Origin of the sequence: Lacrimispora sp. 210928-DFI.3.58, assembly GCF_020554865.1 — a bacterium.
In the GTDB taxonomy this organism is placed as follows: domain Bacteria; phylum Bacillota; class Clostridia; order Lachnospirales; family Lachnospiraceae; genus Enterocloster.
The window spans coordinates 1-9,905 of sequence record NZ_JAJCIC010000069.1; the positions used below are offsets into that span (position 1 = coordinate 1).

Consider the following 9,905-nt stretch of genomic DNA (forward strand, 5'->3'; position numbering starts at 1 on the left):
AAAAGAAAAGTGGTGCTGGGCGTAATCAACCAGCACCAACTTTGTCTACAGTCTGGGCGGAGGCAGAGATGCCTCCGCTATTTTTTTGTGCATTTTGTATAAAGTTTTTATAAATAACTTCTTTTACTTGAATATCTTCGCAAAAACGAATATAATAAGAATACCCCGTACAGCCTTGTATACTAGTGTACTGGCATATTCCTATTTGAGCACTCCGGCGCTGCCTGTTTTTTCATTGGACAGAATTGGCCTTCAGCGGAAATAGGCCCCCATCGCTTTCGCCAATCATCTTGCTGATGAAAAATATCCGGTGGAATGAGACCAAAAGGGGATGTGCCGGCACGCTGGTGCTGTAACGGATTTGCAGAGATATTATTTTTTTACCCTGAATTGACAAAAAATAGACAATCTATAAAAATGAAATATCAAAAATAAAGGAGGTTTGACATGATGAAGAAAGGAATAGAGAAGAAAAGAGCATCGCCGCACTGTCTGTTTCCGGAGGGTTAAGAAGACGTTCGAGAGAGGATGCGTAAAACGATAAGGGGGATAAAATTATAATGGGAGATTCATTAAGTATTTTTTTATTACTGTTAAGCATTGCCATCGTTATGTTCCTGGTATTTAAAGGTGTGCCGATCTTTTTTACGGCGGTGATCGCCAGCATCTTCCTGCTTGCAACTGCGGGAATGAATATCATTGGCGGTATGACCGGCGATTATATTGCAGGCTTGGCCGGATATTTCCAGAGCCAGTTCTGGGTATTTATTCTGGGAGCCATTTTTGGCAATATGTTTGGAGTTACCGGTGCGGCAGATGCGATTGCGGCTGCGATCATCAATAAGTTGGGAGACAAGGCAATTGTTCCGGCGATCATCATTGTCGGCTTTGTACTTGCACTGGGCGGCGTTTCCGTATTTGTATGCTTCTTTGCCATGTATCCGCTGATGCTGTCCATGTTCAAAAAGGCTGATATTTCCTGTACGCTGATTCCGGGACTCTATTTTGCAGGAGCAGGTACGGCTTCCGGCATGTTGCCAGGCTCCCCGTCTGTACAGAACGTGGTGGCCTGCGATTTCCTGGGAGTTCCGTATGCATCCTGTATGGTTCCTGGCTGGATCGCCGGCATTTTTGAGATGGTTCTTGTATTTATTTACTGCATGTGGGCTGTGAAGCACAGCAAAGCAAAGGGAATGCATTTTGAGCGCATGGATGAAGTCTCTGAGAGCAATGGCACAGAGAAAAAGCTGCCGAGCGCGCTGCTGTCTGTTGTTCCGATGATCATCCTTCTGGCGCTGATGAACCTGACCAGCCTGGGAGCATCCGTATCTCTGTTTTTAGGCGTGATCGCATGTCTTGTCTGCTTTGCAAGGTATTATGACATCAAAAATGTCTGGAAGATTTTACAGGAGGGAGCTACAGGCGGCCTGAATTCCCTGTTTAACACTTCTGCCATCACAGGTTTTGGTACTGTTGTTAAAACAGTTCCCGCTTTCCAGCTGTGTATTGGCGCTCTGACCGGCATGAATATGCATCCGCTGATCTGTTCCGTTATTGCGGTAGCAGTATTGGCCGGCGTATGCGGTTCCGGCTCCGGCGGCGAGGGAATCGCCCTTCCGATCATCAAAGATTATTTTATTCCTATGGGTGTTAATACGGAGGCATTGGCAAGGTGTACGGCTCTTTCCTGTCTGACACTTGATTCCCTTCCTCAGAACGGCCTTGTGGTATCTGTGCTGACCTATACGAAAAACAGCCATAGAGAAGCCTATATCCATGTGTTCTGGACAACCGTGCTGATCCCGATCATTACGATGGTAGTATTAATTGCCCTGTGCGGCGTATTCGGTTATATGTAAGGAGGAGCAATATGAGGATCGATTTTCCTGAAATACATACCCCGGTACCGGGACTTGAAACCGTGACGGTCCCTGAAATGGTTACCATTCATCAGGCTTATGACACAGAGAAAATTGATGATGTGGTAGAGCATTTGAGAGGAGAGCTGAACAATAAAATCAAAGATAAGGAGTCCTTTCAAGGTAAGAGGATCTGTATTACCGTAGGCAGCCGTGGCATTCCGGATCTGGATAAAATGGTACGGGTTATGTGTGATACCCTGAAGGAATGGGGGGCCTCTCCGTTTATTATTCCTTCTATGGGAAGTCATGCAGGCGGAAAGGCGGAAGGCCAGACAGAGATGCTTGCAGGGTATAATGTCACAGAAGAGACCATGGGAGTTCCGATTCTTTCATCCATGGAAGTGGTGCAGTATGATGAGCTGGATGGAATCCCGCTTTATTGTGATAAGTATGCAATGGAATCAGACGGTATTGTGATCTTTAATAAAGTGAAGCCCCATACGGATTTCCGGGCAAAGCATGAGAGCGGTCTTGCAAAAATGATTGCGATCGGCATCGCAAAGCATAAAGGCGCGGCAATGTTCCATTCCTTTGGCTTCCACCGCTTCGGGGAGCTGATCCCTCCGGTGGCGGAGAAATTTTTGGAAAAATGCCCCTTTGCCTTTGGCGTGGGCGTTGTGCAGAACGCATATGATGATATTTGCACCATTGAGGTTTGCGAAAAAGATAATTTCATGGAAACAGATGCAAGGCTTTTGGAGATCGCAAAGGAGAAGATCGCAAAATTCCTTTTTGATGATATCGATGTTTTGATCATTGATGAAATTGGAAAAAATATCAGCGGAAATGGCCATGATCCAAACGTGACCGGAAGAAATATCACCCGTACCTTTGGAGACTCCACATTAAAATTAAAGAAATTGTTTGTGAGAGGGATTACTCCGGAGGCTCATCACAATGGAAACGGCCTTGGTTCATGTGATGTAACTACCAGAAGATGTTTGAATGAGGTTGACTGGGAAGTTACCTGGGGGAACTGCCTGACAACAGGTATCATGGATGCAACGATGATCCCGTATTATGTAAACACAGATGAAGAAGCAGTGAAGACCTGCATTCATACGCTGTATAGCACAGATCCCAAAGATACAAGGATCGTTCATATTAAAAACACCTTGTCATTGGAAACAATCCAGGTTTCTACAGCATTGTACGAAAGCATTAAGGATCTGCCGGGCATTTCTTACGTAAGTGGTCCGGAACCGATGAAATTTAATGACGAGGGTATGATGGATTAGGTGTGTAGAGAGTCTTCCCGGGGAAGCGTCAGCAGTATCCGGTCATATCAGGCGGCGGAGACAGAAAGTGTCTCCGTCTCAGAGTGTCGACAAAGTCGCCACTCTGTTGGAATTCATGGCTGCGCCATAAATTCCAGATGCGAAGGAAAAAAGTACGATTTCCTCGTACAAGGGCAAACGCCCCTAGAAATCGTACTTTTACACTACGGTGGAAATGAATTCCACCTGCGTGATTCCAGTTCGAGGGCTTTGCCCTCGAGCTCCCGTTCCAGAAAACATAGTTGTCTACAATCTGCGGCGGAGACAGAAAGTGTCTCCGCCTATTGTGCATTTCTTATAAATCTGATTGTCTAAAATGAATATTTCTAAAAAAAATATAAAATTACTCTTTACATTTTCCTGGATACTTGCTAGAATAACAACATAGGTAAGTTGATATGTTTGTTGACGGAAAAGCAAACGCTTTTTTTATGCGCCAGCTTGTATACTAGAATACCAACATACAGATATATCAATTTTTATTTTACTTTGGATTGATAAAAAATAGACAATCAGTAAAAACCATTCATAACCATTATTAAAATGATTCATAAGAGGTTCAAACATGTACACATTAGGTATTGATATTGGATCTACAACTTCAAAAGCCGTGATTTTAAAGGATGGAACAGAAATCATGGCTTCTTCCATTGTGATCGCCACAGTGGGGACAGACGGGGTGTCCCAGGCCATTGAGGATGTGTTAAAGGACAGCGGGCTTGATAAGAGCCAGATCAGCTGTACCGTTGCCACGGGTTATGGACGCCAGTCTTACGAGGGAGCGGATTACCAGGTGAGCGAGCTCTCTTGCCATGCCCTTGGCGTACATCATGTCTGTCCGGATGTCAGGACAGTCATTGATATCGGGGGACAGGATGCGAAGGTGCTTTCCCTGAATGAGCAGGGACGCATGGTGAATTTCGTGATGAATGATAAGTGCGCTGCAGGAACAGGACGGTTCCTGGACGTAATGGCAAACATCCTGAAGCTTGATATATCAGAGCTGGAGGTGGAGGCTGCAAAGGCAGTGAAGCCGGCCAGTATCTCAAGCACATGTACCGTATTCGCGGAATCAGAGGTTATTTCACAGTTAGCAGCAGGCACAGAGATCCCGGATCTTGTGGCAGGTATCTGTCAGTCCGTGGCAACCAGGGTGGCATCCCTGGCAAGACGGGTGGGGATCAAAGAGCAGGTAAGTATGAGCGGCGGCGTTGCCAGAAATGCAGGCGTAAGGAACGCTATGGCAAAGGAGCTGGGGGTTGAGATCGAGTATAATCCCATGGCGCAGCTCATGGGCGCTCTGGGGGCGGCTCTCTATGCCTATGAAAAGGCAAAGTCATAAAAAGAATAACGCTCAAAAAACCGCCGGGAACTGATTTTTGCGCATCCCGGGTAAGAGCCGGGAGGACGGCTGGGTGCCAGAGCGCAAAACAGTATGCTGCGCAAACGGAGCAAAGCTGGCGAAGGAGCGGGATAAAAACTCGCAGGTTCATGTACCCCATTCTTTACAAAAGAAATCAGGTACTGACTATATGAAAAAACAATGCAATGCAAAGAATAAAAGGAGGTTTTACATTATGGGTGAAGAAGTTAAGAAAAGCAGACCTGCACCAGACCCCAACTCTGCGAAGTTCAAACTGGGCCAGATCGCTGCAAAGGCTTACAGCGATGCAATGGAAGCCAAGAAGCGCGGCGAGAAGATCGGATGGTGTGCAAGTAACTTCCCAGTAGAAATTCCGGAAACCTTAGGACTTTATGTCTGTTATCCAGAGAACCAGGCTGCTGGTATTGCTGCAAGAGGCGGCGGCGAGAGAATGTGTAATGTCAGCGAAGGCGACGGATATTCCAACGACATCTGCGCATACGCAAGGATCTCTCTTGCTTACATGAAGTTAAAGGAAGCACCAGAGCAGGATATGCCAATGCCAGACTTCGTTCTCTGCTGCAACAACATCTGTAACTGTATGATCAAGTGGTATGAGAATATTGCCAAGGAGCTGGATATCCCAATGATCATGATCGATATCCCATTTAATCCTGATTATGAGGTATCGGATGCAGAGACAGAGTACATAAGGGAGCAGTTCTTAGATGCGATCCGCCAGCTGGAGGAGATCACTGGCAAGAAGTGGACAGAGGAGCGTTTCCAGGAAGTGATGGAGTCCTCAGGAAGAGCAAGCCGCCTCTGGATCGAAGCTACCTCCCAGGCAAAGTATGTTCCCTCCCCATTCAATGGCTTCGATCTGTTAAACCACATGGCAGTTATGGTTACTGCCCGCGGTAAGAAAGAGGCAGGCGATGCAATGGAAACACTGCTGAAGGAATATAAGGAGAATCACGAGAAGGGCGTGTCCACCTTCCGTGCAGAAGAAAAATACCGCATCATGTTCGAGGGCATTGCCTGCTGGCCATGGCTGCGCGTTACCTCTACCGGTCTAAAGAGCAGAGGCATCAATATGGTAACCACCATTTATGCGGATGCATTTGGATTTATCTATGATGATTTTGACGGAATGTGCCGTGCATATGCAAACGTTCCGAACTGTATGAACCTTGAGCACTCCAGAGACAAGCGTGTGAAGCTGTGTAAGGACAACCATGTGGAGGGCCTTCTGGTTCATACCAACCGTTCCTGTAAGCTTTGGTCCGGCTTTATGCCAGAGATGAGCAGACAGATCGGCGAGGCGTGCGGCATTCCAGTCACTTCCTTTGACGGAGACCAGGCAGACCCCAGAAACTTCTCAGAAGCTCAGTACGACACACGTGTACAGGGTCTTATGGAAATCATGGAAGCAAATAAAGGAGGGAAATAAAAATGGCAGTCAATGAATTATTCGCGCAGCTTCATGAAGTTGCTTCATCTCCGAAAAAACAGCTGGATAAATATCTTGCAGAGGGCAAGAAGGTAGTAGCAGTTGCTCCTGTATACACACCTCAGGAGATCATCCATTCTATGGGTCTTGTTCCCATGGGCGTATGGGGCGCTGATATGGAGATCAACGAGGCAAAGAAATATTATCCCGCATTCATCTGCTCCATTATGCAGACCATCCTTGAGCTGGGCATCAAGGGCGAATATGACGGCGTTTCCGCTATCGTGATCCCCTCCCTGTGCGACTCCTTAAAGACTCTGGGACAGAACTGGAAATACGCAGTAAAGGGCATTCCTTTTGTTCCGATGACATATCCGCAGAACAGAAAGCCTGCATACGGCATCAAGTTCACAAAAGCCGGCTATGCAAGAGTGATCAGCGACTTAACCATCGCTACAGGCGCACAGTTTTCTGAGTTTGCTCTGGCTGATTCCATCAAGGTTTACAATGAGCACAACGCAGTGATGAGAGAATTTGCAGAGATCGCTGCCGATGCAGAGATCACAGCTGCTCAGAGAAGCGATGTATTTAAGAGTGCATGGTTCATGCTTCCGGAGGAGCACACAGCGATCGTAAAGCAGCTGAACGAGGAGCTGAAGGCAGGCCCGAAGGCAGAAGGAAAGGTACGCGTTCTGGTAAGCGGCATCCTGGCTGATTCTCCAAACCTGTTAAAGATCTTTGATGACAATGGCATCAAGGTGGTATTTGACGATGTGGCCCATGAGTCCAGACAGTACAAGACCGATGTTCCCGATATGGAGAATCCGGTGGACGCACTGGCTCAGAAGTTTGCGGATATGGACAACTGCACACTGCTCTATGACAGAGACAAGAAGCGTGTGGACTATATCATCGAGCAGGCGAAGAAGCACAATGCACAGGGCGTTATCGTTCTCATGACAAAGTTCTGCGATCCTGAGGAGTTTGACTATGTTCCGATCAAGAGGGCTTGTGAGGCTGCCGGCCTTATGAACCTGAATATCGAGGTTGACCGTCAGATGGTGAACTACGAGCAGGCGAACACCATGATCCAGGCATTTAAGGAAATGTTTTAAATACAATTGAATAGCAAATATGTCTTAATAATGAATTTCACGCCTGCTGCCTGATTCCCACAGGCGGCGGGCGAGGAAGAATAAATAATCATTTGTACAAATAAAAGAATAGGGGGCTTGTAAGATGATTAGTAAAGACAAAATGTCAGTAACAGTCGGTGTGGCATTCGTATGGTTTACCACACAGTTCGGAGGCGGATTCGCATCCGGTAACCAGTTAAGGCAGTATTTCGTGCAGTTTGGTATTTGGGCATTCCTGACCTGCTTTATGGCCCAGTGTATCGGCGCTTTCTACCAGTGGTATGCACTGAAGTACGCAAAGAAGCATGAGGTATATGACTACAAGAGCTTTAACGACAGCTTCTATGGAAAATATGCACCGATCTTTTCCAACCTGTATGAGCTTGTTTACGTTGTTACGATCTGCGTTGCTCCGGCAGCAGCATTCGCAACAGGCGTAAGCACCATGGAATCCGCATTCGGCATCAATCACTGGGTTGGAACGATCTTTGTAGCAATCTTCATTTTCATCGTAGCTGTTTATGGTACAAACGTAGTGCGTAAGGTAGCTGCAACCCTTTCTGTATTGATCGTAGCAGGACTGTTCCTTGTGTATGTTCCGAATATCGTTGCACAGTGGGGAAGCATTTCTGCGAACATTTCCGCAAGCATGGCAGCTCCTGCTCCGGCAGGCAAGGCTCTGTGGACCGGCATTGTGTACGCAGCATTCCAGCTGGCTTCCATCGGCCTTCTGGTACAGCATGCAAAGCCATTTGAGAGCCCGGCTGATGCAAAGACATCTATGCTGTACGGTTTAGGCGTAAATGCGGTCATCTGCTGGATGGCAGTTCTGGGACTTATGGCGATCACAGATGATCCTGATTTCCCAACCGCAGGTATCCCGCTGCTGATCCTTGTAAATAAGGGTGTAATGCCAGACCTGTTAAGACCGGTCATTTCCATTCTGATCGTACTTGGTTCTGTATCCACAGCAGTAAACATGATCGCAGCTATGTCCAACCGTGTATGCTCCAGCCTGGATAAGAACTTCGACCCGACTGCTAAGCCAGGTAAGAATGTTATCATTGTTACCTTAGTATGTACTGTTGTTGCATTCCTGATCGCTCAGCTTGGCCTGAACAAGATCGTGGCAGTTGGATATGCATACTTAGGTTATCTGACAATCCCGGTAGTTATGATCCCATATGTAGTACATATGATCGCTACCAAATTTGATGCTGACTAATTTAAGAAAAATGCCGGGCAGCCTGTCAGCGGGAAAAAGGGCTGCCCTGCAAAACAGATTAAAAGGAGACGATAAGTATGAGCAAACCACTTGAAGGCGTCAGAATCGTTGAGCTTGCTACATTTATTGCAGCAGCTTCAGCAGGAAGATTTATGGCTGATTTAGGCGCAGACGTAATTAAAATCGAATCCGCAAAAGGAGATCCATTAAGACACACAGCACCATCTGAGGGCCGTCCTCTGGATATGTATGAGAACACTACCTGGGATCTGGAAAATGCAAACAAGCGCTGCATTTCCCTGAATATGAAGGATCCTGTAGGTAAGGAAGCATTTTTTAAGCTTCTGGATACCGCGGATGTGCTGATCACGAACTGGAGAGTTCAGGCTTTACAGAGAGCCGGACTTGACTATGAGACCTTAAAGGTAAGATATCCAAAGCTTGTTTACGCAATCTGCACAGGCTACGGTGAGTATGGTCCTGACAAGGATCTTCCAGGTTTTGATTTTACTGCATTCTTTGCAAGAGGCGGCTACTTTGATTCTCTTCGTCAGAGAGGTACTGTTCCGTTTAACGGTGTTCCCGGACTGGGCGATCACAACGTAGGTATGAATCTGGCAGCAGGTATCCTGGCAGCTCTGTATCAGGCAAAGACAAAGGGCGTAGGTGAGAAGGTTGAGACCTCTTTGTTCGAGAGTGCTGTTTACAACATGGGTATGATGGTTCAGGCATCCAACTACGAGGGAATTGCACAGCAGTATCCCATTGATGTAAGACATGGTGCCACACCATTCAACGCAGCATGGAGAACAAAGGATGACCGTTTCATCCAGACATGTATGCCAGACTATAATACCTATTATAAGAAGTTCATCGCTGCTATCGGCAGAGAGGATCTGGTTGACAATGAGGACTATTTCCCGATCCTGACATGTCAGGCTAAGGGACTTGTAACAGAGGTTTATGATATCGTTATGGAGCAGTTCCAGAAGAAGACAGTAGAAGAGTGGAGGCCCATCCTTGAGGCTGCTGATATTCCATTCGCTCTGTGCCAGAACTGGATCGAGATCAGAAACGACAAGCAGGCAGAGGCAAACAACTGCTTCTACGATATGAAATACTCCAATGGAAACACCAGAAGATTGGTTAGACTTCCAGTGAAATTCCAGGAGATGGGAGTTCCGGAATACAATGCTGGTCCGCTTATCGGCGAGCAGGGTCCGGAGATCCTGAAGGAGCTGGGTTACGACGATGCACAGATCCAGGAAATGCAGGAAAAAGGCACCCTGTTTGTGTGGAAAGACGAGCGTAAGTAAGTTTCCCCTCTGCTTTTTCGGAGCAGGGAACGAGCGCAATTGAAAATCTTAACAGGGCTGCCAGCCAATGTAGAAGAAGGGATAATATGCATGTCGGCAGCCCTTTAAGCCACAGATACTTGTATACAAGTTGTGAGGATACCATGGAGCTTATAGAAAAGACCATTGGCCAGTGCCTACGGGAACAGGCCGAAAAAAATGGAAACCATATTGCCA

Annotated in this window: 7 protein-coding genes; all 7 read left to right on the plus strand. The window is 46.8% G+C overall.

What is annotated here, in order from left to right; translation table 11 throughout:
• Nucleotides 1-560 precede the first annotated feature (560 nt).
• The 7 genes from LIZ87_RS21385 (at nucleotide 561) to LIZ87_RS21415 (ending at nucleotide 9,689) form a co-directional block, all read left to right on the plus strand.
• Nucleotides 561-1,859: a GntP family permease gene (locus tag LIZ87_RS21385; protein WP_227149148.1), complete on the plus strand. Its 1,299-nt coding sequence runs from the start codon at nucleotides 561-563 to the stop codon at nucleotides 1,857-1,859.
• Between the two features lie 11 nt (nucleotides 1,860-1,870).
• The gene (locus LIZ87_RS21390) at nucleotides 1,871-3,160 is read left to right on the plus strand and encodes a nickel-dependent lactate racemase (protein ID WP_227149149.1); all 1,290 of its coding nucleotides are present in this window, start codon (nucleotides 1,871-1,873) and stop codon (nucleotides 3,158-3,160) included.
• A gap of 604 nt (nucleotides 3,161-3,764) precedes the next feature.
• Entirely contained in the window at nucleotides 3,765-4,541 is a 777-nt protein-coding gene (locus LIZ87_RS21395; protein ID WP_178315276.1) for an acyl-CoA dehydratase activase, read from the plus strand.
• A 235-nt stretch (nucleotides 4,542-4,776) separates the two neighbouring features.
• On the plus strand, nucleotides 4,777-6,012 hold the full coding sequence (locus LIZ87_RS21400; RefSeq protein WP_178315274.1) for a 2-hydroxyacyl-CoA dehydratase subunit D: 1,236 nt from the start codon (nucleotides 4,777-4,779) through the stop codon (nucleotides 6,010-6,012).
• A gap of 2 nt (nucleotides 6,013-6,014) precedes the next feature.
• Entirely contained in the window at nucleotides 6,015-7,127 is a 1,113-nt protein-coding gene (locus tag LIZ87_RS21405) for a 2-hydroxyacyl-CoA dehydratase subunit D (RefSeq protein ID WP_178315272.1), read from the plus strand.
• Between the two features lie 124 nt (nucleotides 7,128-7,251).
• Complete coding sequence (locus LIZ87_RS21410; RefSeq protein WP_178315269.1) at nucleotides 7,252-8,373, plus strand: YkvI family membrane protein; 1,122 nt, start codon at nucleotides 7,252-7,254, stop codon at nucleotides 8,371-8,373.
• 77 nt (nucleotides 8,374-8,450) lie between these two features.
• Nucleotides 8,451-9,689, plus strand: a complete 1,239-nt coding sequence (locus LIZ87_RS21415) for a CaiB/BaiF CoA transferase family protein (protein ID WP_178315267.1) — start codon at nucleotides 8,451-8,453, stop codon at nucleotides 9,687-9,689.
• The last annotated feature ends 216 nt before the right edge of the window (nucleotides 9,690-9,905 follow it).

Excerpts from the sequence above, each read along its gene's own strand:
- LIZ87_RS21385 (WP_227149148.1), top strand. The coding sequence starts at position 561 with ATGGGAGATTCATTAAGTATTTTTTTATTACTGTTAAGCATTGCCATC.
- LIZ87_RS21390 (WP_227149149.1), top strand. The coding sequence starts at position 1,871 with ATGAGGATCGATTTTCCTGAAATACATACCCCGGTACCGGGACTTGAA.
- LIZ87_RS21395 (WP_178315276.1), top strand. The coding sequence starts at position 3,765 with ATGTACACATTAGGTATTGATATTGGATCTACAACTTCAAAAGCCGTG.
- LIZ87_RS21400 (WP_178315274.1), top strand. The coding sequence starts at position 4,777 with ATGGGTGAAGAAGTTAAGAAAAGCAGACCTGCACCAGACCCCAACTCT.
- LIZ87_RS21405 (WP_178315272.1), top strand. The coding sequence starts at position 6,015 with ATGGCAGTCAATGAATTATTCGCGCAGCTTCATGAAGTTGCTTCATCT.
- LIZ87_RS21410 (WP_178315269.1), top strand. The coding sequence starts at position 7,252 with ATGATTAGTAAAGACAAAATGTCAGTAACAGTCGGTGTGGCATTCGTA.
- LIZ87_RS21415 (WP_178315267.1), top strand. The coding sequence starts at position 8,451 with ATGAGCAAACCACTTGAAGGCGTCAGAATCGTTGAGCTTGCTACATTT.